At 72.0% G+C, this 21,937-nt stretch carries 21 protein-coding genes; 12 read left to right on the top strand and 9 right to left on the bottom strand.

From position 1 onward, the window contains the following. The first annotated feature begins 10 nt into the window (after positions 1-10). Both ACOBQB_RS12820 and ACOBQB_RS12815 read left to right on the top strand, forming a co-directional pair. Positions 11-418, top strand: a complete 408-nt coding sequence (locus tag ACOBQB_RS12820) for a BlaI/MecI/CopY family transcriptional regulator (RefSeq protein WP_423591523.1) — start codon at positions 11-13, stop codon at positions 416-418. Positions 419-440: 22 nt separating this feature from the next. After that, positions 441-1,373, top strand: a complete 933-nt coding sequence (locus tag ACOBQB_RS12815; RefSeq protein ID WP_423591521.1) for a M48 family metalloprotease — start codon at positions 441-443, stop codon at positions 1,371-1,373. A gap of 89 nt (positions 1,374-1,462) precedes the next feature. On the opposite strand, the gene ACOBQB_RS12810 is transcribed toward ACOBQB_RS12815, so the two are convergent. Then, on the bottom strand, positions 1,463-1,918 hold the full coding sequence (locus ACOBQB_RS12810) for a tellurite resistance TerB family protein (RefSeq protein WP_423591520.1): 456 nt from the start codon (positions 1,916-1,918) through the stop codon (positions 1,463-1,465). A gap of 360 nt (positions 1,919-2,278) precedes the next feature. On the opposite strand from ACOBQB_RS12810, the gene ACOBQB_RS12805 reads away from it, so the two are divergent. From ACOBQB_RS12805 to ACOBQB_RS12795, 3 genes are all read left to right on the top strand, one after another. Further along, positions 2,279-3,757, top strand: coding sequence for an APC family permease (locus ACOBQB_RS12805; RefSeq protein WP_423591519.1), 1,479 nt, complete (start codon positions 2,279-2,281; stop codon positions 3,755-3,757). 103 nt (positions 3,758-3,860) lie between these two features. Then, entirely contained in the window at positions 3,861-5,546 is a 1,686-nt protein-coding gene (locus tag ACOBQB_RS12800) for an amidohydrolase (RefSeq protein WP_423591517.1), read from the top strand. A 328-nt stretch (positions 5,547-5,874) separates the two neighbouring features. Then, positions 5,875-6,615 (top strand): VOC family protein, encoded by a 741-nt coding sequence (locus tag ACOBQB_RS12795; RefSeq protein ID WP_423591516.1) that lies wholly within the window; start codon positions 5,875-5,877, stop codon positions 6,613-6,615. Between the two features lie 66 nt (positions 6,616-6,681). Here the strand turns inward: ACOBQB_RS12795 and ACOBQB_RS12790 are convergent, their stop codons facing one another. The 4 genes from ACOBQB_RS12790 to ACOBQB_RS12775 all read right to left on the bottom strand — a co-directional run bounded on the left by ACOBQB_RS12790 (position 6,682) and on the right by ACOBQB_RS12775 (position 9,499). Next, positions 6,682-7,203: a lasso peptide biosynthesis protein gene (locus ACOBQB_RS12790; RefSeq protein ID WP_423591514.1), complete on the bottom strand. Its 522-nt coding sequence runs from the start codon at positions 7,201-7,203 to the stop codon at positions 6,682-6,684. Continuing rightward, positions 7,200-7,493, bottom strand: a complete 294-nt coding sequence (locus ACOBQB_RS12785) for a PqqD family peptide modification chaperone (protein ID WP_423591513.1) — start codon at positions 7,491-7,493, stop codon at positions 7,200-7,202. Before ACOBQB_RS12785 ends, ACOBQB_RS12790 begins: the two co-directional genes overlap by 4 nt. Before the next feature lie 64 nt (positions 7,494-7,557). Beyond that, positions 7,558-9,309, bottom strand: a complete 1,752-nt coding sequence (locus ACOBQB_RS12780) for an asparagine synthase-related protein (RefSeq protein WP_423591511.1) — start codon at positions 9,307-9,309, stop codon at positions 7,558-7,560. Between the two features lie 73 nt (positions 9,310-9,382). Beyond that, positions 9,383-9,499: a lasso RiPP family leader peptide-containing protein gene (locus ACOBQB_RS12775; protein WP_423591509.1), complete on the bottom strand. Its 117-nt coding sequence runs from the start codon at positions 9,497-9,499 to the stop codon at positions 9,383-9,385. Positions 9,500-10,348: 849 nt separating this feature from the next. On the opposite strand from ACOBQB_RS12775, the gene ACOBQB_RS12770 reads away from it, so the two are divergent. The 3 genes from ACOBQB_RS12770 (at position 10,349) to ACOBQB_RS12760 (ending at position 12,920) form a co-directional block, all read left to right on the top strand. Next, positions 10,349-10,762 (top strand): hypothetical protein, encoded by a 414-nt coding sequence (locus tag ACOBQB_RS12770; RefSeq protein WP_423591508.1) that lies wholly within the window; start codon positions 10,349-10,351, stop codon positions 10,760-10,762. A 48-nt stretch (positions 10,763-10,810) separates the two neighbouring features. Next, positions 10,811-12,040 carry a serine hydrolase domain-containing protein gene (locus ACOBQB_RS12765; RefSeq protein ID WP_423591506.1) on the top strand — a complete coding sequence of 410 codons (1,230 nt, stop codon included), beginning with the start codon at positions 10,811-10,813 and terminating at the stop codon, positions 12,038-12,040. Between the two features lie 142 nt (positions 12,041-12,182). After that, entirely contained in the window at positions 12,183-12,920 is a 738-nt protein-coding gene (locus ACOBQB_RS12760; protein WP_423591505.1) for a hypothetical protein, read from the top strand. 132 nt (positions 12,921-13,052) lie between these two features. On the opposite strand, the gene ACOBQB_RS12755 is transcribed toward ACOBQB_RS12760, so the two are convergent. Further along, positions 13,053-13,760, bottom strand: coding sequence for a 4'-phosphopantetheinyl transferase family protein (locus tag ACOBQB_RS12755; protein WP_423591503.1), 708 nt, complete (start codon positions 13,758-13,760; stop codon positions 13,053-13,055). A 129-nt stretch (positions 13,761-13,889) separates the two neighbouring features. Between ACOBQB_RS12755 and ACOBQB_RS12750 the strand changes: the two genes are divergently transcribed. The 4 genes from ACOBQB_RS12750 (at position 13,890) to ACOBQB_RS12735 (ending at position 19,422) form a co-directional block, all read left to right on the top strand. Next, entirely contained in the window at positions 13,890-14,516 is a 627-nt protein-coding gene (locus ACOBQB_RS12750; protein WP_423591502.1) for a YigZ family protein, read from the top strand. A 93-nt stretch (positions 14,517-14,609) separates the two neighbouring features. Then, positions 14,610-15,773, top strand: coding sequence for an exonuclease SbcCD subunit D (locus ACOBQB_RS12745; protein ID WP_423591500.1), 1,164 nt, complete (start codon positions 14,610-14,612; stop codon positions 15,771-15,773). After that, a complete protein-coding gene (locus ACOBQB_RS12740; RefSeq protein WP_423591499.1) occupies positions 15,770-18,838 on the top strand; it encodes an AAA family ATPase in 3,069 nt (1,022 codons plus the stop codon). The genes ACOBQB_RS12745 and ACOBQB_RS12740 overlap by 4 nt, the downstream gene beginning before the upstream one ends. A gap of 224 nt (positions 18,839-19,062) precedes the next feature. After that, a complete protein-coding gene (locus ACOBQB_RS12735) occupies positions 19,063-19,422 on the top strand; it encodes a hypothetical protein (RefSeq protein WP_423591497.1) in 360 nt (119 codons plus the stop codon). A 332-nt stretch (positions 19,423-19,754) separates the two neighbouring features. Here ACOBQB_RS12735 and ACOBQB_RS12730 read toward each other — a convergent pair whose 3' ends face one another. Genes ACOBQB_RS12730 through ACOBQB_RS12720 form a run of 3 tightly spaced genes read right to left on the bottom strand, consistent with a single transcriptional unit; the run spans position 19,755 to position 21,762 of the window. Continuing rightward, complete coding sequence (locus ACOBQB_RS12730; RefSeq protein WP_423591495.1) at positions 19,755-20,582, bottom strand: hypothetical protein; 828 nt, start codon at positions 20,580-20,582, stop codon at positions 19,755-19,757. Continuing rightward, a complete protein-coding gene (locus ACOBQB_RS12725) occupies positions 20,546-20,770 on the bottom strand; it encodes a hypothetical protein (RefSeq protein WP_423591493.1) in 225 nt (74 codons plus the stop codon). The genes ACOBQB_RS12730 and ACOBQB_RS12725 overlap by 37 nt, the downstream gene beginning before the upstream one ends. After that, positions 20,767-21,762 (bottom strand): hypothetical protein, encoded by a 996-nt coding sequence (locus ACOBQB_RS12720; protein WP_423591492.1) that lies wholly within the window; start codon positions 21,760-21,762, stop codon positions 20,767-20,769. Before ACOBQB_RS12720 ends, ACOBQB_RS12725 begins: the two co-directional genes overlap by 4 nt. Between the last annotated feature and the right edge of the window lie 175 nt (positions 21,763-21,937).

Raw genomic sequence — 21,937 nt, 5'->3', positions numbered from 1 at the left:
GAGCCCGGGCATGGAGCAGCACGACGACCGCGAGGAGCGCCGGCCACGGCTGCGCCGCCGCGCGCAGGGTGAGCTGGAGCAACAGGTGCTCGCCGCGCTGCACGCCGCCCACGGCCCGGTCAGCGCAGGCTGGGTGCAGGAGCGGATCGGCGGCGACCTCGCGTACACGACCGTGATGACGATCCTGACCCGCCTCCTCGCCAAGGACGTGGTGACCCGCGAGCGCGCGGGCCGGTCGTTCGCGTGGACCCCGGCCTCCGACGAGGCGGGGCTCGCGGCGTTCCGCATGCGCAAGGTGCTCGACGGCGAGAGCGACCGCGAGGCCGTCCTCGCCAGCTTCGTCACGACGCTGACGCCCGACGACGAGCAGCTCCTGCGCGAGCTGCTCGGTCGGGCCGGCGCCGCGTCGGACGACTGACGCCCGAGGGAGCTCTTGCCTGATGGGTGTCTTCGTCTTCCTGCCCCTCGTGCTGCCGCTGACCGCCTGGCCCGTCGCCCGCCTCGCCGAGCAGCACCTCCACCCGCGTACCGCCACGCGCGTGCTCACCGCCGTCGCCGGGGTGATGGCCGTGTGCAGCACGCTCTGCCTGGCGCTCCTCATGGTCGTCGGCACCGCCCAACTGCCGGGAAACCCCCTGCCGGACGGCTGGTCCGACCCCGAGGTCCGGGCCGCCGTCCCCTACGACGAGGTCGCGGGGAAGGCCGCGATCCCCGCGCTGCTCGCCGTGTGCGCCGCCGGGGCGCGCACCTTGTGGCGGCACGCGCGTGTACGCCGCCGGGGGCGCCGGGCTCTCGCGAAGCTGCCCGGCACGTCCGTCGCCGTACTCCGCGACGAGGCGTCGTACGCCTACGCCCTGCCCACGCGGGGCGGCGGCCGGGTCGTCGTCACCACCGGCATGCTGGACCGGCTCGCGGCGCCTGAGCGGCGCGCGCTGTTCGCGCACGAGCGGGCCCATCTGACCGCGCGGCATCACCGGCACCTGCTGGTCACGCAGTTGGCGGCCCGCGCCAACCCGTTCCTGCGGCCGCTGCGCACCTCCGTCGCCTTCACCGCGGAGCGGTGGGCCGACGAGGCGGCGGCGCGGGCCGTCCGGGACCGCCGGGTCGTCGCCCGCGCGATCGGCAAGGCGGCCCTCGTCTCGCGAGGTGTGCCCGCCCCGACCTTCGCGGGGCTCGCCGCGCCGGGACCGGTCCCGCGCCGTGTCGCCGCGCTGCTCGCCCCGGCGCCCGCGGCCCGCACCCGGCCCTCCCTGTTCACGGCGGTGGGGCTCGCCCTGTGGTGCGCGGCGTTCGGCACCGTGGTGTCGGCGATGTCGTCGGCGAACTCCGCGGTCACGATGGTCCTCATCCTGCGCGCGGCCACGCCGCTTTGAGCTGCCACGCCGCTCTGGTCCGTCCTTGCGGGGTCCCTCGGCGCTGGGCTCGGCGGACCGGCCGGAAAGGCCGGTCCGCCGACGGCGTGCTAGAGGTCGAACTCGTGGGGCGGCAGGTCGAGCGCGAAGCAGGCCTCGCGGACGACGGCCTGCTCGTCCTTGTCGAAGTCACCGTCGGCGCCACCGATGACGATGCCGATCTGGATGACCGCACGGGCCTCCGCCGGCTTCTTCCTGGCCTTGGCGACCTCCTGGAGGACGCTCACCTTGCCGAACGCGAAGTCGGCGGTCAGCTTGTCCACGGAGGCGTCGAAGCGGCTGCGCAGGTCGTCCGCCGGGAAGTTCTGCAACACCTCGTTCGTGCCGATGAGCTGGGCCACGCGCTGCCGCTCGGCAGGGTCCACGGTCCCGTCGGCGGCCGCGACCAGGGCGCACATCGCCATGCTCGCGTCGCGGAACGCGCCGCTCTTGAGATCGTTCTTCTTCGCCATCAGCTGGGTCTGCATCGTCGATGCGGATTCCTTGACGCGGTCCCACAGGGCCATGGAGAACTCCAATAAACGTAGCGGTGTATCGATATGTCGAGCTGTCAGGGGTGTCGGCGCGGGCCGCGGCCGTCTCGTACGCGTCCGTGGCCTCACCAGTTTCTACAACAGAGTAGAAACTAGCAGTCGGACCGAGAAGTTCCCGCCCAGCGGAAGGTGCACGCGATGGCGGCGACGGCACGAACTCCTGCGGAGCGCCGCCGCCCGCCTCGCCCTGGCCCCCCGGGAGCCACCCCTTCGTGACCTCTTCCCAGACGCTTCCCCCGCGGAGTACGGTCCTGCCAGCTCGGGCCAAGGGGTGTGGTCGTCCCGCGATTCCGCTCTTGGCCCGTCGGCGTTTCCGACCCCAGGAGTACGCGCGTGACCGCACCCCTCTCCTCCGTACCGCCTCCGCTTCCGGCTCCCGCTCCCTCCTCCCGTGGCCTCAGTGGGGGTGCTGTCGGCACTGGCGACCTGGTCTTCTTCGTGGTGGCGGCCGCCGCGCCGCTGACGGTCATGGCGGGCGTCGCCCCGCTGGCCATCGGCATGGCGGGCCGTGCGGCCCCGCTCGGCTATCTGCTCTCGGGACTGCTGCTGATCGTCTTCGCCGCGGGCTTCACCGCGATGAGCCGGTTCGTGCGCAATGCCGGTGCCTTCTACGCCTACGTCGGCAGAGGCCTCGGCCGCCCCATGGGAGCGGGTGCCGCGTACGTCGCGCTCTTCTCGTACAACGCCATCGAGGTGGGGTTGCTCGCCGCCTTCGGGTGGTTCACGGAGTCGGGCTTCGAGAACCTGACCGGGACGCATGTGCCGTGGTGGAGCTGGGCGGTGGCGGGGCTCGTCGCCATCGGGGTGCTCGGCTGTCTCAAGGTCACCCTGAGCGCCAAAGTCCTCGGCGTCGCGCTCGCCCTGGAGGTCCTGGTGCTGCTCGTCCTCGAAGCGGGCGTCCTGGCGCACGGCGGCGGCACCCAGGGCCTCGACCTCGGATCGCTCTCGCCCACCCACCTCGGCGCGTCGGGGGTCGGCGGCATGTTCGTCCTCGCCATCGGCGCCTTCGTCGGCTTCGAGGCGACCGCGATCTACGCGGAAGAAGCCCGCAGGCCGGAACGGACCGTGCCGCGCGCCACCTACGTAGCCGTGGGGTTCCTCGCGCTCTTCTATGGCTTCACGGTCTGGATGATCATCAACGCGTACGGCGGTGACCGCGCCCAGGCGGTCGCGAACGGCCAGGACGGCGCCGACATGGTGTTCACCGCCACCGAACGCTTCGCCGGGGCCTGGGCAGCCGACTCCATGCACATGCTGATCATCACCAGCGCCTTCGCCGCCACGCTGGCCTTCCACAACGGCGCCGCCCGCTACTTCTACGCGCTCGGCAGGGAGGGCCTGCTGCCGGCCCGCCTCGGCACCGTCTCCGCGAAGACGCGGGCGCCCGCCACCGCGGTCCTCGCGCAGTCGGCCATCGCGCTCGCCGTGATCGTCATGACGCTGATCAGCGGGGCCGATCCGTACAGCGTCACGTTCCTGTGGAGCAACGGCTCCGGCATCCTCGGCGTGATGTTCCTGCAAGCGCTCGCCGCCCTCGCCGTGTACGGCTTCTTCCGCCACGACCGGCGAGCCATACCGCGCTGGCGGGTCGTCGCCGCGCCTGTGCTCGCCTGCGGGGGACTCGTGCTCCTGATCGTCCTGGTCTGCGCCAACCTCCATCTCCTCACCGGAGCCTCGGTGGGCGTGAACGCCGCGCTGATCCTTCCGCTGCCCGTGCTGTTCGGAATGGGCGCGGCGCTCGCGCTGCGGATCAAGAGGCGCGATCCGGCGGCGTACGACCGGCTGACGACGGTGGACGCCGAGCGCGTCTGAGACCGCGCCGCACGGCACCGCACCGCGCCGCACGGCACCGCACCGCGCCGCACGGCACCGCACCGCGGCGCCGCGGTGCACGCGAGAAGGAGAAAGCGACAGCATGACCACGACCACCACCACGACCACCACCACGACCACGGCGGCGACGACCCTGGTCTTCCTCGGCGCAATCCGCACCGGGAGCGACCCTCGGGCGGACACCACGGCGCTCGCCGTGCGCGGCGGCCGGATCCTCGCGCTCGGCGACGAGGCCCGCGACCTCGCCGCCACGGCCGACGAGGTCGTCGACATCGGGGACGGCCTGCTGATGGCCGCCTTCGGAGACGGCCACGCCCACCCCCTCTTCGGCGGCCTGGAAGGCTTCGGGCCGCAGATCAAGGAGTTGGGCTCCGTCGACGCGATCGTCTCCGAGGTCGGACGGTGGGCGGCGGCGCACCCGGAGGCCGAGTGGATTGTCGGCGCCTCCTACGACCCCGCGCTCGCACCGGACGGCGAGTTCGACGCGCGCTGGCTGGACGCGGCGGTGCCCGACCGGCCTGTCGTCCTGCGCGCCCACGACTACCACACCGTGTGGTGCAACACCGAGGCCCTGCGCAGGGCCGGCGTGACCAAGAAGACCCCGGAACGGCGCCTCGGCTGGATCGTGCGCCGCCCCGACGGTTCGCCGCTCGGCACACTGCGCGAATGGCATGCCTGCGACCTCGTGCTCGACCAGGTCCCCTCGCGCTCGGTGGACGAACTCGTCGAGGCGCTGCGCCGCGCTGGCCACACGTACGCGCGCGCGGGCGTCACCTGGGTCCAGGACGCCTGGGTGGAACCGGAGATGGTCGACGCGTATCTGGCCGCCGTCCAGCGCGGCGCCCTGTCCGTCCGCGCCGACCTCGCCCAGCGCGCCGATCCCGACCGGTGGCGCGCGCAGCTGAAGCCGTTCACCGAAGCACGCGCGCGCGTGGCCGCGGAGGGCGGGGACCTGCTGTCCGCGCGGACGGTGAAGTTCTTCAGCGACGGCGTCATCGAGGGCGGTACGGCCGCCATGCTCGCCCCCTACCTGGACGCGCCGCACAGCTGCGGCATGCCCGTGTGGGAGCCGCCCGCGCTCGCCGAAGCCGTGCGCGCCTTCGACGCCGCGGGCTTCCAGACGCACATCCATGCGATCGGCGACGCGGGCGTACGGGCGGCACTCGACGCCATCGAGTCCACGAGCGCCGGCAACCCCGCCTGGGACCGGCGCCCGGTGATCACCCACGTCCAGGTGGTCGACCCCGCGGACCTGCCCCGCTTCGCCGAGCTGGGCGTCATCGCCAACTTCGAACCCCTGTGGGCCCAGCCGGACCCGCTCCAGACCGAGCTGACCATCCCGCGGATCGGCGCGCATCGGGCAGGCCTCCAGTACCCCATGGGTGAGCTGGCGCGGGACGGCGTGCGCCTCTCCTTCGGCAGCGACTGGCCCGTCAGCTCGCACATCCCGCTGGAGGGCATCCAAGTCGCCGTCACCAGGCGTACGTTCGCCGGTGAGCCGGAAGAGGGCTGGATCCCCCACCAGCGGCTCACCGTCGAACAGGCACTGACGGCGGCCACCTCGGGGGTGGCCCACCAGGCCGGCGCCGACGACCGGTTGCACGTGGCGCAGGGCGCCCCCGCCGACCTGGTCCTGCTCTCCGCCGACCCCCGCACGCTCGATCCGATGGCGATCCGCCACGCGCGCGTACTGGGCACGTGGCTTGCGGGCCGGCCCACGTACCGGACGGCCTCCGATCCGGCGGCGCGAGTCGTCAGGTCGTCGTAGGCGCTCGACGTGGCCAGGCGTCGCCGGTGCCGGGGGGGGGAAACGAGAGCACGACGTCGGCGAGGTTGGGTTTGCCGTTCTCAGGGCTGATGAACACGCGGCTGGCCCTGCGGCCCGGTAAGAAGCCTTCGGCGTGGATCGTGTATCAGCCGCCGTCGATCTCCACGACGTCGAGCTTGGGGTCCTTGACCATGCCGAGGTGGACAGATGCCGTGGTTGCAGGGCACGTGTCGCGAGGCGGCGGGACGAGCACCGCGCCCTCCAGGCGCGGCTCGAACTCCTGGGCGCCCCGCCGACTAAGGACCAGCGGGTACGTAGGATCGCCGCCATGGCACTACGACCTGTCCAGGTGAACATCAAGGCTCTCGACGGCTCGGCGGTCGGCCGGTTCTGGGCGCAGGCGCTCGGCTGGAGCGCCTACAGCCCCGGCGTGACCACCTACGTCGGCCCCGCCGGTGGCCTCGTCTGGCCGCACCCGGACTTCGTCTGCGTCGACGTCGTTCCCGTCCCGGAACCCAAGACAGCGACAAAGAACCGTGTGCACCTCGACCTCGCCACCACTTCCGCGGCCCATCAGGCGGAGCTGGTCGCGCGCCTTCGGGCGCTCGGCGCGACGCCCGCCGACGTGGGCCAGGGCGAGGTGCCGTGGACGGTCCTCGCCGACCCCGAGGGCAACGAGTTCTGCGTGCTGGAGCCCCGGCAGGTCTACCGGGACACGGGGCCGATCGCCGCGGTGGTCGTCGACTGCGTGGATCCGCGGGCCATGGCCAGGTTCTGGGGCGAGGCGATGGACTGGACCCTGCACGAGGTGGCGGACGATCACGCGGTGTTGCGCTCCGCGAAGGGCGTGGGCCCGTATCTCGAATTCCTCCGTACGCCCGATGTGAAGACCGTGCCGGACCGCGTCCATCTCGACCTGCTGCCGTACCCCGGTGACGACAAGGCGGCGGAGGTGGCCCGGCTGCGGGCCCTCGGCGCCAGCGACCTCGACCTCGGCCAGGGCGACGTTCCCTGGACGTGCCTGGCCGACCCGGAGGGCCATGAGTTCTGCGTCTGTGCCCTGTCCTGACGCGGTGCTCGCCGACTCCGTTGGTCTCGCGATGCTGGCCGCTGGGGCGGGTGGCGTTCAGCCGGATCACCGACAACACGGCAGTGGTCGCACCAGGGCGGCGCACCCCACCCGCTGGAGCACCGTATGGCCGCTCTGGACGGCCGGGACGTCGTTGAGGACCTCGCCGTGCAGTTCCGTCCAGGAGTGGAAGGCGAACCGCGCGCCGATCGACGAACGCTGCCGGGCGATGACGGTCTCGGCGGGCAGCCCGAGTGCCGACAGATGGACGGCCAGCGCGAACGACCTGGACAGGCAGAGCGCGTCGGGGTCGAGCAGCCGCACCACGCGCTGACAGCGGGGCAGTTCGCGGCGGGCGAGGCGGATCGCTGTCGCCGACGGCAGGTCGTGGTGGGCGCCCGGCGGCACGCGCAGGTCCCGCAGAGCGCACTGCGCCACTCCCCAGCCGTGCCTGCTCAGCGTTCGCAGCGCGCGTGCCGTGTGCGTGGCGGCGGCCAGTTGCACCGAGAGGGGCGTGCGGGGTACCGGCCCGGCCGCGTCGTCGCCCCAGAGCAGGAAGGCCCAGTCGGCGGTCGCCGCGGGCCTCACGGCCCGGCCCCAGCCTCTGGTGGACCGCCGCCCGACTCCACGAGACGGCTCTCGGCGAGCTGGGCGGCGAGCGACTGTATGCCCTCCCGCAGTTCCCCGTCGGCGGCGTCGATGCGTTCGGTGAGCTCGTGGACGGCCTCGTCGTAGGTCTCGCAGCGCAGGGCGGCCTCCAGCATCAGCGTCGCGGTGGGGTTCAGCTCGAAGTAGACGCCTTCGGAGGTGTCCAGAAGGACACCCGAACCGTCGGCCGGGTCAAAGACTGTCTGCTCTGCCAGTTGGATCAGCGGCATCTTTCCCATCTCCAGTCGGCCTGTCTGCCGTTGCACACGTCAACCGGCCCGTGGGCGGGTGGGTTCACCTTCTCGGCGCCGGCTCGAACGTGTGCGCCAGGTCGCGCAGGAACAACTCGACCATGGCCGTGCACAGCAGGTTCTCCGCGTTGCGCCGCAACGCGCGCGGGTCGGCGAGGACCGCGGCCAAGCGGCGCGGATCGACGACGCCCAGGGCGGTCAGCCAGGCGTCGGGTCCGGCGAGTACGTCCGCGACGGCGTCCGGATGGCGCAGGCACCACGTCTCGTCCGGCGAACCGAGCCAGTCCCGCCCGTAGTGCCGCCAGACGAGGGAGGGAACACCCCGGCGGGCGGCGGCGAGACGCAGCACAGGCTTGTCGATGGTCCGGCCCGCGTAGGGAATCACTCGGTAGGCGTTCGGCAGCCTGGCCGCCAGCCGGCGCAGCTCGCGGCCGCCCCAGGGCTTGGCGCAGTGGATGCCGTACGGCCGCCAGACTGTCAGGTTCAGGGTGTGTTCCTGGGCGGCGGAGTCAGGTTCGTAGCGTTCGGCGTCGGCGCCGGGAACGGGGACGAGGAAGTCGCCCGCGCGCTCGGTCTCGGCGGTGGCTTCGGGGTCGTCGTAGAGCGAGCGGCCGGGGCGGATGCTGCGGACGATCCGGCTCAGCTCCCACCGGGAACTGAGCAGGCCGTTGGCCATGGCCCACCGCTCGCGCCACGGCACGTCCGCGACGGCGACGTCGTACAGGCCGTACCGCAACGGACCGAAGACGACGTCCCCGTCCAGACCGCTGAGCACCGTACGCACCCCGTCTTCGGCGATCCGTCGGGCCGTCAGGTCGAGGCGGCGGAACCAGACGTGGTTGAAGGGCAGCGGATGGTCGTGCCCTACGGGGAAGTACGACTCGTCCTCACCGGGCGGATCCACGCTCACCAGCGGGACCGACAGCGCGCGGCACACCTCACGCGCGCGTGGCCACTCGTCGGCGAGCGGGTCCTTGCTGCGCATGTGGTACGCGGTGACATCAGCCCCGTGGTCGGCGAGCGCGGCCAGGACGACGGCAGAATCGACGCCTCCGGAGAGCAGGACGCCGATGCGGCCGGCGGACGCGTAGCGCCGGGTCTCCTCCAGCAGCAACTCGTAGGCGAGGTCGGCGTAGTGGCGCAGGGAGGTGCGGCGCGGCAGCGGGAACGCGCCGATGCCGTCGTAGGTCTCGGCGCGCGCGTCGGACCAGCCGTCCGCCACAACGAGCCGACCGGGAGTCAGCCGGTCCATGCCAGGGAAGACGAAAACGTCCTCGCCCCGGCAGGCTCGCCACAGTGTCTCGCGGTCGAACTCCGGTGGGCCGTCGAGCAGATCACGGGGGTCGCTCGACCACCGGGTCCATCCGCCCGACGTACGAAAGAACAGCTGATCGGTGCTGCACACGCCGCGGAAGAGAACGACTCGCCGGGGTGTCACGACGGCACCGGCGAGTTCCGGCGGCAGTTGGCGCAGTGCGGTGACCTGCCCGCGTACGACATCCCGTACAACCCGCTTTATCCGCTCCGCCCGATCCGGTGACAGCTCACCTGGCAAAGGCCCCGCGAGGGCGAGCACGGTGCCGGGAACCGGCTGCGGGACGACGAGTACTGGGGTGGCGGCCCCCACCCCCGCCGGGAGCCACTGGCAAACGAGGCTGCCGGGACGGCGGTTGGATCGGCTGGATCGGTCGGATGGCCGGGCGTCGAACGGCGCGTACGTGTGGTCCACGGTGCTCGTACCGGCGGCGATACGCCCGGAGCACCCGGGGAACTCCGTGAGGCACTGACCGGCCATGGCGCTCCTGAACTCGGCCCATGGGACGGACGGAGCCGAGAAGGCTCCGCCCCTGTGCTGAGATCGGTCACGGTCAGAGGATGTTGCCGTGGGCGAGCAAGTCGGGAACGCCCCGACGCAGTTGCCCGGTCAGCTTCTCCACCCGTCCGATACGGACGACCTTCGGAGGCGTGTAACGCAGGCGCATCATGGTTCACCTTCCTCCTGCTCTCGGGTCGTCGCCTCCGGCAACGACAGCCACATATAAGGGAGTTTTCCCTCTTCTTCCAGCTTGCAGGGTGGAGCGTGCCACGTCAAAAGAGAGCAACCAGGTGAACCCGCAGGCCCCCGAACGGCCTGCCGTCGGCAAGACCACCACGATCGCGATGCTCTGCGAACCGCCTCGCCATCCTCGATGCGGCCGTGTCGTCACCCACGGCACCCCGGCCGCCCTGAAGGCTGTCACCGTGGCGGCGGGCGCGCACCAGGCCCCCGGCTGTGCGCCGCCCTGGCCGCCCGCGCCATCCGCGTGCACACCGACCCCCCCCACCAGGCCACGCGGACACGGCCTCCGGCGACGGCGACGGCGACGGCGGTGCCGGGCTCGGTGCCGGGGGCCGCCCGCGACGGCCCTGGCGGAAGGCGCGGTACCGCCACGACCGGCCGCGACGCCGCTGGCACGGGACCTGCGCGCCGTCCACGCCCTGGCCCCGCGGGACCTGCTGCGCATGCTTGTCCAGCCCGAGCAGACAGCACCGACGCTGATCCAGCCCCTGGCATTTCTCCTGCCCCTCGGCGGAGGCCCGGCGGCCTGGTGGTGCCCGCGACGGCCTCGGCGGCGACTACCGCACCTGCCTCCGTGCCGTTCGTCGCTGACCGCCGTCAACCCCCTCACGGTTGGACGAGCCGCGGCGGAGCGGTGGTGGCTGCGTCAGCGGTCGTGTCAGCCGTCGTGTCAGAGGCGTGACAGGGGACTGACAGGCCCGGCGGAGATCTTTGTGTCATCGGCCCCCCGGGACCGCGCTCGCCATCCGCTCGTCACACCGAAAGGCACGCCACCATGTCTGTCACCCTGACCCTCACCGTCCAGGACAAGCACACCCTGCGGACCGCCGCGTACGGCGCCGTCTCGCTGCTGGCCGCCGCTGACGCCACCGGCTCGCCGCACAAGGTCGCCACCCACGGCTCCATCGCCCTGGCCGCCGCGACCGGCCCCGTCGGGCACGTGCTCGCCGAGAAGTCGAAGATCGGGAACCTGAACGGCAAGTCGGTCGCCGCGCTCGCCGACCAGGTGCTGCCGGCCCTCACAGCAGCTATGGGCCTGCTCAAGGAGCAGGCCCCGGCAGAGGCGGACAACTTCCGCGCCACCATCGACGTCGCCCTCGAAGCGGCCGCCCGCGCACACAAGGGCGAGCCCACCCCCGCCATGACCGCGATGGCCCGCAAGATCACCGAGGCCCTCGACGCGGCGTGACCGTGAACCCCAGTACCTCTCCCGAATCCGCACGCAAGGAGACTCATGATGGGCAAGACCAACCGCGGCTTCTCCGAAGCCGGCCTGCGCAGAGTGCGTGACGTGCTGGCACGGCATGTCGACTCCGGGAAGATCCCTGGGCTCGTCGCCCTGGTCGGCCGGGGCGACGAGACGCACGTCGAGGCGATCGGGACGATGCGCCACGACGGTGGCGCGCCGATGCGCCGCGACACGATGTTCCGGATGGCGTCCACGTCCAAGCCGGTCGCGATGGCGCCGGTGATGATCCTCCTCGACGAGTGCAGGGTGCGCCTCGACGACCCGGTGGAGGAGTGGCTGCCCGAGCTCGCCGACCGGCAGGTGCTGAAGCGCGTCGACGGCCGGCTGGACGACACCGTTCCGGCGCTGCGGCCGATCACCGTGCGGGACCTGATGACCTCGACGTTCGGGCTCGGGATGGACGTGACGACGCTCGGCGCCCCGATCCAGGCCGCCATATTCGAGGAGGCGATCTGGAGCCAGGGAGGGGAGCCGGCGCCCGAGCCGGACGAGTGGATGCGCCGCCTCGGCACGCTCCCGCTGATGTACCAGCCAGGAGAGCGCTGGCAGTACCACATCAGCCACGACGTGCTCGGTGTGCTGGTCGCCCGGGTCACAGGTCGGCCGTTCGAGGAGTTCCTGCGCGACCGCGTCCTCGATCCGCTGGGGATGAGGGACACCGGTTTCCACGTGCCCGCCGACACGATCGACCGACTGCCGCCCAGTTACGTCCCCGATCCGCTGACCGGCGAGTTCACCGTATGGGACGAGGCGGCAGACGGGCGGTACAGCCGGCCTCCCGCGTTCCCCTCGGGCGGCAGCGGGCTGGTCTCGACCGTCGACGACTACCACGCGTACTTCCGGATGCTGCTCAACCAGGGGACACACGGGACGGAGCGGATCCTGTCCGGGCCGGCCGTCCAGCTGATGACCACCAACCGCCTCACGCCCGAGCAGCAGACCGCCCGGGAGGCACTGGCCCGCGACAACGTCCATGTGTCGTTCGGACAGGGACAGCACGGCGGCTGGGGTTTCGGGATGGCGGTACGCACCTACCGCGGCGACTACGCGTCCGTCGGCCAGTTCGGCTGGGACGGCGGCACCGGCACCACCGCGTACGCCGACCCGGACAAGCAGCTCACCGGGATTCTGCTCACCCAGGTGGGGATGTCCACCCCGGATTCGGCGCGGCTCATCCACGACTTCTGGACGACGCTGTATCAGGCGATGGACGACTGATCGTCACCGGATCATGACACGGTGACGGTCCACACAGTCACCACGTGCCCCGGTCGCGGGCCTTCGGCGAGCGGCCGTGCGGCCGTGCGGCACCACCCGAACGGCGGGCAGGAAAGGCGTGCAGGTACCCATGTCATCCCACGTGGCAACTAACGAGAACGAGAACGAGACCGAGACCGGGACGGACGGGCACGGCGCAGGGCTCGCGGTGACCACTGCCGCGTTCGCCTTTCTCCTTCTGCGGCTGTTCGCCGTGTCCGGCTACGACTGGCACACCTCTTTCGCGGTTCTCCACACCCTCGATCTGGACGACACCATCGGCCTCGTCCTCGGCACCGTGATGGCCGACTCGTTCGCCTCGGTGCTCTTCCTCACGCTCCTCCTGCCGGTCGCCGTCCTCCGGCTCGTCATGGAGGCGCGGGCTCTGCGGGAGGCCAGGAACCGTGCGCCAGTGAAGGGCCAGGCCGAGCGGCCCGACCTGGCGGGCGCGATGCTGCTGCTGATCGCGGTCGTGGCCGTCGTCGCGTACGTGGGGACCTTCCACAGCTGGTGGGTGTTGCTGCTCATGGTCGCGGTCGGCGGGCTGGTCGCCGGCATCAGTTACGGGGTACGGGCCGGGGGACGGCTGCGCAGGGCCGCCTTCTGGGCCACTCGGCACCTCGTGGCGCTGGCAGGCCTGGCGATGCTGCTCGGCGCGGCGACGATCACCACTCCGTGGGTGCCTCTGGAGCGGATCGCGATGCGCGGCGGCGAGGATCTGCGCGGGTACGTGATGCAGGCCGAGCCCGGGTTCCTCAAGGTGCTGACCGAGCACGAGCGGGAGTTCCTCATCCTGACGGACCAGGATGTCAGATCGCGGGAGGAGCTTGCGGAGCACTGAGACGCGCGCATGCCAGGACGCCGCGATACCGGCGCTGCTCCCGGCTGAAACGGGGCTCGACAAGACTCTTGCGCTCAAGACCGACATGACACGACATGACCCGTGCGCTCAAGACCCGACAGGCCCCGTGCGCTACGGCCGTGCCTCGGGCGTCGACATCGGCAGGACGATCGCCGTGGCCGCTATCCCGTCGCGGACGATCCACTGGCCCGAGAACACCTTCACCTCGACGCCCTCCACCATGGGCCCCTCCACGAGCAGCCGCGCCGTGAACGTACCGTCCGGGTCCAGCTCCACCCGCGCCTCCTCGAAGCCGAGCCACCGGCCGGTGAGGGGGAACCACGTCTTGTAGACCGACTCCTTGGCGCTGAACAGCAGCCGGTCCCAGGGCGTGCCCGGATGGCGGGCGCCCAGGCCGGCGAGCGCGGCACGCTCCGTCTCGTCGGCGATCAGTCCAAGGACGTCAGGGTCCCGCAGCGGCTCGCCCGGCTCCGCGTCGACGCCGAGCGAGGTCACCTCGTCGGCACGGGCCACGACCGCCGCCCGGTAACCGGCGCAGTGCGTCATGCTGCCGACGACCCCCGCCGGCCAGCGCGGCGCGCCCCGCTGGCCCGGCAGGATCGGGGCGGGCGGCACGCCGATCCTCTTCAGCGCGGCCCGCGCGCAGTGCCGCACAGTGGTGAACTCGTTGCGCCGCTTGGCCACCGCGTTCGCCACCACCGCCTCCTCCTCGGGGAAGAGGACGGCGTCGGCGGGGTCGTCGTGGGTCTCGACGACGGTGACGGGCACAGCGGACAGCAGGGATGCCAAGGGGCCGGAGGAGCCCGGGACTTGGCGCACGGGTATCGAGGGTGACGTCACGAGAGATCACCGTACCCGGCGGACGCCCACGCGCGCGTGGAGAGTGACCTGTGCCACCCGGCGCCGCCGCCGGGTGGGCGACCCCCGGCGAGCGCCTACGCTGGCGTGATGCAGGACGAGTACCGCACAGTGGCCCGCGAGGGCGTGCACGAGACCGAGATCAGCCGTTCGCGGTTCCTGTGCGCCCTCGCGCCCGCGGCCACCGAGCGGGAGGCCCAGGACTTCGTCGCGCGCATCCGCAAGGAGCATCCGACGGCGAGCCACAACTGCTTCGCGTACGTCATCGGGGCCGACGCGGCGATCCAGAAGGCCAGTGACGACGGCGAGCCCGGCGGCACCGCGGGCGTCCCGATGCTCCAGATGCTGATGCGCCGCGACATGCGGTACGTCGCCGCGGTCGTGACCCGCTACTACGGAGGCGTCAAGCTCGGCGCGGGCGGACTCATCCGCGCCTACGGGGGAGCGGTCGGTGAGGCGCTCGACACACTCGGCACCGTCACCCGCCGCCGCTTCCGCCTCGCCACCGTCACTGTCGACCACCAGCGCGCGGGCAAGGTCCAGAACGACCTGCGGGCGGCCGGACGTGAGGTGCGTGACGTCCGTTACGGCGACGCCGTCACCATCGAGATCGGTCTCCCCGACGGCGACATCGACGCCTTCCGGGGCTGGCTGGCCGACGCCACCGCGGGCAGCGCGGAGTTCGAACTCGGCGGAGAGGCGTACGGAGACGCCTGACGCGCGGGGCCCCGCGGAGCCGGGGCCAGGGATGCGGACGGATACAGGCGTAGCCGCCCGTGATGTCAGACCCGCCCGTTAGTCTCGGGGATCATGAGGCTGCTGCACACGTCCGACTGGCATCTGGGCCGATCGTTCCACCGCGTGAACATGCTCGACGCCCAGGCCGCCTTCATCGGTCACCTGGTGTCGACCGTGCGCGAGCACGACGTCGACGCCGTCGTGGTGTCCGGCGACGTGTACGACAGGGCGGTGCCGCCGCTCGCGGCGGTCGAGCTCTTCGACGACGCGCTGCACCGGCTCGCCGACCTCGGCGTGCCTACGGTGATGATCTCCGGGAACCACGACTCGGCGCGCCGCCTCGGCGTCGGCGCGGGCCTCATCGACCGCGCCGGCATCCACCTGCGCACCGACCCGGCCGCCTGCGCTGAGCCCGTGCTCCTCACCGACCGCCACGGCGACGTGGCGTTCTACGGCCTGCCCTATTTCGAGCCCGCCCTCGTCAAGGACGAGTTCGGCGTGGCCAAGGCGGGCCACGAGGCGGTCCTCGCGGCCGCCATGGAGCGGGTGCGGGCCGATCTCGCCGGCCGCGCGCCCGGGACTCGTTCCGTCGTGCTCGCCCACGCCTTCGTCAGCGGCGGCCAGGTCAGCGACAGCGAGCGGGACATCACCGTCGGCGGCGTCGCGGCGGTCCCGGCCGGCGTCTTCGAAGGCATCGACTACGCGGCGCTCGGTCATCTGCACGGCAGCCAGACGCTCGGCCCGCGCGTGCGCTACTCCGGCTCCCCCCTGCCGTACTCCTTCTCCGAGGCCGACCACCGCAAGAGCATGTGGCTGGTCGACCTCGGCCCCGAGGGGGAGATCGAGGCCGAGCGCGTCGACTGCCCGGTGCCGCGCCCGCTCGCCCGCGTCCGGGGCACCCTCGACGCCCTGCTCGGCGATCCCGCCCTCGCCCGGCACGAGGAGGCATGGGTCGAGGCCACCCTCACCGACGCGGTGCGGCCCGACGACCCCATGGCCCGCCTCTGCGCGCGCTTCCCGCACACCCTCAGCCTCCTCTTCGACCCGGACAGGGCACCCGACGACCCGGACGTCTCGTACGCCCAGCGGCTCCAGGGCCGCAGCGACCAGGACATCGCCGAGGACTTCGTGGCCCATGTGCGCGGCGCGGGGCCCGACTCGCACGAGCAGGCGGTCCTGCGGTCGGCCTTCGACGCGGTCCGCACCGAGGACACCGTGCGCGAGGTCGCCCGATGAGACTCCACCGGCTCCGCATCACCGCCTTCGGGCCCTTCGGTACCACCCAGGACATCGACTTCGACGCCCTCTCCGCTGCCGGGATCTTCCTGCTGCACGGCCCGACCGGCGCCGGCAAGACGTCCGTGCTCGACGCCGTGTGCTACGCCCTGTACGGATCGGTGCCCGGAGCGCGGCAGGGCAGCGGGCAGGGCATGACGCTGCGCAGTGACCACGCCCAGCAGGGCACGCGCACGGAAGTGTGTCTCGAACTGACCGTCGCCGGGCGCCGCCTGGAGATCACCCGTCAGCCGCCGTGGGAGCGGCCCAAGAAGCGCGGCACGGGCACGACGACGGAGAAGGCGCAAAGCTGGCTCCGTGAGAGCACTCCGGAGGGCGGCTGGAAGAACCTGAGCCGGTCCCACCAGGAGATCGGCGAGGAGATCACCCAGCTGCTCGGCATGAGCAAGGAGCAGTTCTGCCAGGTCGTGCTCCTGCCCCAGGGCGACTTCGCGCGCTTCCTGCGCGCGGACGCCGAGGCCCGCGGCAAGCTGCTCGGGCGCCTCTTCGACACCCGTAGGTTCGCCGCCGTCGAACAGCGGCTCGCCGAGCAGCGGCGCGCCACCGAGGCCGAGGTCAAGGAAGGCGACGCGGCCCTCCTCGCCGACGCGCACCGCATGCAGCAGGCCGCGGCGGACGGCGGCCGGGACACCGAACTCCCCCTGCCCGACCTGGCGCCCGGCGACCCGGGCCTCGCGACGGAGGTCCTGGCCTGGGCCGCCGTCGCCCGCACGGGAGCCCGCGAGCGGCTCACCATCGCGCAGTGCGCGCTGACGGCCGCCGAATCCGCACAAGTTGCAGCAGAGCGCCACCTCGCCGACGCAGCGGAACTCGACCGGCTCCAGGCTCGCTTCGCCGAGGCGCGGGAGCGCGCCGCGCGGCTCCACGCGCGCGAGGCGGAGCAGCGGGAGCGCGAGCACCGCCTGGAGCGGGCCCGCAAGGCCGAGACGGTCGCCCCCGCGCTCGGGCTGCGCGAAGCCGCCGAGGCCGAGCACCGCCGGGCGACGCAGGAGGAGGCACGCGCGCGTGCACACCTGCCCGAGACGTTCGAGGCCGCCGGTGCGGCAGGGCTCGCCGCCGCCGCTCGTAAGGCCGCCCAGGAACTGGGCGGCCTCGCCTCCGCCCGGCGCGCCGAACAGCGACTCGCCAACATCACCGCCGAACGCGCCGCGCTGGACCGGCAGGAGCGCGCCGACGACGACCTCTTGCAGGACGCCTCGGGCTGGCTCGACGGCTGGGAGGCGACCCGGACCGCCCTCCAAGAACGGGTCGAGTCCGCCCAGGAAGCCGCCACGCATGCCGAGCGACTGGCCGGCCGCCTCGAACCGGCGCAGACTCGCCTGGACGCGGCCCGCCGTCGTGACCGGCTCGCCCAGGACGCGGCGGCGGCGCAGGAGCGCACCCTCACCGCCCGCGAACACGCCACCGCCGCCCATGAGCACTGGCTCGCTCTCAAGGAACAGCGCCTCGCGGGCATCGCCGCCGAACTCGCCACGCATCTGACGGACGGTGAACCGTGCGCGGTGTGTGGAGCGACGGAACACCCGGCCCCCGCGCGGAAGACCGCCGGGCACGTGGACCGGAGTGCCGAGGAGGAGGCGCTCGCCGCCCACCGTGCCGCGCTGGAGTCGCGCACGGCCGCCGAACGCGTGCTCGGCGACGTACGGGCGACGCTGGCCGCGGCCACAGAGGCGGCGCGAGGCGGCACGGGCGAGGGACGCACCGCCGGTGAACCGACTGCCGGTGAACCGAACGCCGATGGTCCGACCGTCGATGAACTCGCCGCGATCGTGGAGGGGTTGCGCCGGGAGTACGCCGAGGCCCGCGACCGCGCTTCCGGGCTGCACGCCGCGCGCGAAGTGCTCGCGCAGGCCGAGCGTGAGTACGACCGCCGGGTCGCCGGACAGCAGGAGGCCGCGCGCCGCGCCGCGTCACGGGCCACCTTGCGCGAAGCCCTGGACCGCGAACAGGAGTCCCTGGGCGCGGAGTTGTCCCACGCGCGCGGGACGGCCGGCAGCGTCGCCGCCCGCGCCGCCCAGCTGGAGCGGCAGACCGCACTGCTCACCGAGGCCGCGGACGCCGCCCGCGCCGCGGACGACACGGCCGAGCGGCTCAAGGCGGCGGACGCGCGGCTCGCCGACGCCGCCTTCCGCGCCGGGTTCGACACGCCGGAGGCCGCGGCCGCCGCCCTGCTCGACGACGCCCGGTACCGCGAACTCCAGCACCGCATCGACGACTGGCGGAACGAAGAAGCCGCCGTCCGCTCCGTCCTCGCCGAACCGGACACGGCCGCCGCCGCCCAGCGGCCCCCCGCCGACCTGCCCGGCGCACGGGCGACGGCCGACGCCGCGGGCCGGCGCCTGCGGGCCGCCGCCTCCGCGCTCGACGCCGCGGCCGGACGGTGCGCCGAACTCGACCGGCTCTCCGCCCGCACCGTCGCCGGGGCACGCAGCCTGGCGCCCCTGCGCGCCGCCTACGACCGCGTGGCGCGCCTCGCGGGGCTGGCCGCCGGCACCTCCGCGGACAACGAACGCAGGATGCGCCTGGAGTCGTACGTGCTGGCCGCCCGTCTCGAACAGGTGGCGGCGGCAGCGACGGTCCGGCTGCGGCGGATGTCGTCCGGGCGGTACACCCTGGTGCACTCCGACGACCGTACGGGCCGCGGCCGTTCGGGCCTCGGCCTGCACGTGGTCGACGCGTGGACGGGCCGCGAGCGCGACACGGCGACGCTCTCCGGCGGCGAGACGTTCTTCGCCTCGCTCGCGCTCGCGCTCGGCCTCGCCGACGTCGTCACCGACGAGGCGGGCGGCGTACGCCTGGACACGCTCTTCATCGACGAGGGCTTCGGCAGCCTCGACGACCAGACCCTGGACGAGGTCCTCGACGTCCTGGACTCGCTGCGCGAGCGGGACCGCAGCGTCGGCATCGTCAGCCATGTCGCTGACCTGCGACGACGCGTGCACGCGCAGCTGGAGGTGGTGAAGGGGCGGGGCGGTTCGACGGTACGGCAGCGGGGCGGTGTCTGAGAGGTCCAGCCCTCGATGCCGCACCAATCGCTGTCTGTCCCTGCTTTTCCGCAACCGTCCTTGCCCTTGTGTCCCCCGTCTGTCCCCCCAGAGGGGCTTCAGGACTAGTTAGGCAGCCCACGGGCCCGTGGGCGTGTATGTCCTTGCAGGTAGGCGCCCGCGACAGCATTGTTTGACTACCGGTTTGGGTTCGCGGGCCCGGCCAGCCGCCCGGGCGGCTGAGCATGGTTGGCCTTCTCGACGTGCGCTCCCGCAACGACGACTCCAGGGCCGACTGGGTGGACCTGCCCGCCTTCCATATGGGCGAACTCGGCGACAAGCCTGGCTACTACCGCTTCCTGGTGTGGCCGCAGGCGGCCGAGGGGCAGGACGGCTTCAGCCACCAGTACAGCTGGGACCCCAGCAAGCCCGAGGACGCCTTCCAGACCGTCACTGTCCATGCCCCGCAGGGCATGCGGTTCCACCGAGCCCCGCCTGTACTGGGGACGCAACGGCATACCGCAGAACTGGTGGGCCCTGGGCGAGTTCTCCGCGGACGGCACCACACTGACAACACGGATTCCGCTGGACCTGAACTCCGGTGAGTTCGCGACCCTGTGGGCGCCACTTCGGGTCACGGCGGACGCGCCGACCGGCCTGGCACATGTGGCATTCGAGGTGGGAGCGGCGCGCGGGGCCGCCATACCCGAGGTCACGCCGAAGAAGTGCATACGAGGTGGGGCCTTTCAGCGGCGGAAGGCCCCACGCCAACAAACCCCCTATGGTCGTGGTCCACTTCCGAACAGCAGAGCCGGGACCAGCTCGGCTGAGACAAGGCCCAGCGCCACCTCGTGCGGGGCCGCATCAGCCGAATTCCGGCATCTCCACGTCTCAGCTGAACTGGTCACCGCAGGTCAGGGGCTCGGCTCGGGCCAGATCACCGCAGCGCATGGGGCAGACGCGAGTTCAGCCGCCGCTGCGGTACCGATCTGTCAATTCGAAGAAGGTAGGTCGGCGGGTCAACTCTGTTCCCGGCAGTCTCCGCCTCACGTAAATTCTTCTCTATCGCCGCACTGTCGGCTTGCTCCCGGTAAGCGGCGAGGCCAAAGAGCGCGACCTGTATTGGCGCGTCGGGATTCCGGTCCGCCTTCTCCCGAGCCTGCGCCTGCCGAATCTCTTCCAATCTCTGGCGAGCCACAGCGGACAAACCCTGCGCGTCCGGCTGGCGCCGCACCGACTTCAGCACCCGCTCATTGGCCTCACGCCGAGAGGCCTTGACCTTCTCCTTCTCTGCCTGTTGCTGCGCCTCCCGCTGCTTGCGCGGACTCGTGCCGCAGTCGCGACAACGACGGCCAGGCTGATCGGCGTGAGCCGCACAGCCGCTGCCCTCCCGGCCCGACGAACCGACTGCCTCTACGGGCGCCCCTGGAGCGACAGCTGCGGGGGAAGGGGGGTTCTGCTGTGGGTAATTGGTGTGGTTACTAACTAGAAAGCCTGAAGAACCGGCGGCGGGTTCACCGACGCCTGGTGAACCGACGCCCGAAAACCCGTCCTCGGTCTCGGCGCCCTCGTCCTCCAAGGCCTGTGGAGACTGCTCGGCTTCGGCTTTCAGCCTGCGCTCGACCCGACGGACCACCTGGCGGGCGTACTCTTCGGCCGCCCAGTCCTGCGCAGTGTCGTACACCTCCGTAATCCGGATCAGTCTTCCGTCGCTCAACCGCTCCGTGATCACCCGGTAGTAGCCGCAGTTGCGCAGCTCCCGCAACGCGGCACCGCATCCCGGCCCTCCTTGCCCATCTTGGCGATGGACTCGGCGCGTACCTGCCAGTCGTCCGGTTTCGCGACCAGGAACGCGCGAATCCCGCGCGCCCGGAACGACAGGCGGGAATCTTCCAGGGTGGCCGTCGGCAGCACGGTGTAACTGGAGCTGAGATGGCGGCGCAGGATGGTCACGGAGCATGCCTCCAGGGGCAGTACAAGCAGCAGAGCAAGAGGGTGATGAAGGGGAAGGCGGGCCCGGCCTCGCAGGCCCGCCAAGGAGCCGTCAGGACCGCGTACGGGCCCGCGTGACCTTGATGGTGCGCGCGGTCTTCTGACCAGCCAGCCGCCTTGCGCCGGGGAACGACCATCCCGGCACGGCGGAGGATCGCCACCATGGCGTCGGTGTCCGGAACCATCGGCACGGTCAGATCGGCGTTCTCGAACTCCTCGACCATGGCGGCGACGTCCGTCTCCTCGTTGTCGTTGCCGCCGCTCCAGCCCAGGTGGTTCTCGCCGTAGTTGCCTTCGGGGGAGTCATCGAGCATCGCCCGCGCGAGCTCCTTGACCCGCTTCGCCTCCCTGAACCGCTCGTGAGCCCGCACGTAATCGGCAAGGGCACGGGCCCGGTCCTCGTCATCGTGAACGAGGATCGTCTGCGCGGGCCGCCCAGGCGCGGCACCGGCCCAGCAGGCCTGCACGAACGGGCAGTTGTCGCAGATCACGGACAGGCCCGGGCCCTCGTGATCGCGCCGCAACTGCTCTGGCAAATCGGCTTCCAGAACCCGGTCCACCCACCAGCGCGCTTCGGTGGCCAGCCACTCGTCGAAGGCGAACTCCTGCACGTGCTCCTCGCCCGTGTCACGGCACACGAACCTGAACCGGATGCGCTGAACATCCACCGGCCCCAGACGGTGCAGGTACCGCTGGCCGGGCATGTCGGCGAAGCCGACCGTGCGCAACAAGTCGGCGTACAGCAGGATCTGGCGCATCTCGGCAGCAGTCGGCCCGTAGCGGACGACGCGGTCCCAGACGCGGGAGGACTTGGTCTTCACGTCCTCCACGGTCACCACATCCGCAGGGCGCACGGGCCGGTGGCGCTTCGGCAGCCGCGCGGCCGTCGCCGCGTCGAGCTGTACGACATCGACGTGCCCGCGCAGCGTCGCGTCAGTGACGGTGCGCTCCACCAGCCACCCGTACTCGCGACGCGCGTCTTCGAGCAGACCTTGGTGGATGTACGTGCGGAGGATGGCGGCCCGTTTGTCTCCGGGGTTCGTCCGCTCCGCGCGGGCCAGGATGTATCCGGCGCGGCGTGCACAGATGGTGTCCGACGCCCCGAGCTGAGTCTGTACCGAGCGTGGA

Origin of the sequence: Streptomyces sp. G5(2025) (assembly GCF_049542075.1) — a bacterium.
Lineage (GTDB): Bacteria > Actinomycetota > Actinomycetes > Streptomycetales > Streptomycetaceae > Streptomyces.
Note: the sequence above shows the minus strand (reverse complement) of the source record. Positions and strands in the feature narration are given on the sequence as shown.

What these genes read in the sequence shown, in the direction of transcription:
- ACOBQB_RS12740 (WP_423591499.1), top strand. Translation starts at nt 15,770, where the DNA reads ATGAGACTCCACCGGCTCCGCATCACCGCCTTCGGGCCCTTCGGTACC.
- ACOBQB_RS12775 (WP_423591509.1), bottom strand. Translation starts at nt 9,499, where the DNA reads ATGATGCGCCTGCGTTACACGCCTCCGAAGGTCGTCCGTATCGGACGG.
- ACOBQB_RS12735 (WP_423591497.1), top strand. Translation starts at nt 19,063, where the DNA reads ATGGTTGGCCTTCTCGACGTGCGCTCCCGCAACGACGACTCCAGGGCC.
- ACOBQB_RS12820 (WP_423591523.1), top strand. Translation starts at nt 11, where the DNA reads ATGGAGCAGCACGACGACCGCGAGGAGCGCCGGCCACGGCTGCGCCGC.
- ACOBQB_RS12815 (WP_423591521.1), top strand. Translation starts at nt 441, where the DNA reads ATGGGTGTCTTCGTCTTCCTGCCCCTCGTGCTGCCGCTGACCGCCTGG.
- ACOBQB_RS12750 (WP_423591502.1), top strand. Translation starts at nt 13,890, where the DNA reads ATGCAGGACGAGTACCGCACAGTGGCCCGCGAGGGCGTGCACGAGACC.
- ACOBQB_RS12770 (WP_423591508.1), top strand. Translation starts at nt 10,349, where the DNA reads ATGTCTGTCACCCTGACCCTCACCGTCCAGGACAAGCACACCCTGCGG.
- ACOBQB_RS12810 (WP_423591520.1), bottom strand. Translation starts at nt 1,918, where the DNA reads ATGGCCCTGTGGGACCGCGTCAAGGAATCCGCATCGACGATGCAGACC.
- ACOBQB_RS12780 (WP_423591511.1), bottom strand. Translation starts at nt 9,309, where the DNA reads ATGGCCGGTCAGTGCCTCACGGAGTTCCCCGGGTGCTCCGGGCGTATC.
- ACOBQB_RS12795 (WP_423591516.1), top strand. Translation starts at nt 5,875, where the DNA reads ATGGCACTACGACCTGTCCAGGTGAACATCAAGGCTCTCGACGGCTCG.
- ACOBQB_RS12785 (WP_423591513.1), bottom strand. Translation starts at nt 7,493, where the DNA reads ATGCCGCTGATCCAACTGGCAGAGCAGACAGTCTTTGACCCGGCCGAC.
- ACOBQB_RS12745 (WP_423591500.1), top strand. Translation starts at nt 14,610, where the DNA reads ATGAGGCTGCTGCACACGTCCGACTGGCATCTGGGCCGATCGTTCCAC.
- ACOBQB_RS12800 (WP_423591517.1), top strand. Translation starts at nt 3,861, where the DNA reads ATGACCACGACCACCACCACGACCACCACCACGACCACGGCGGCGACG.
- ACOBQB_RS12765 (WP_423591506.1), top strand. Translation starts at nt 10,811, where the DNA reads ATGGGCAAGACCAACCGCGGCTTCTCCGAAGCCGGCCTGCGCAGAGTG.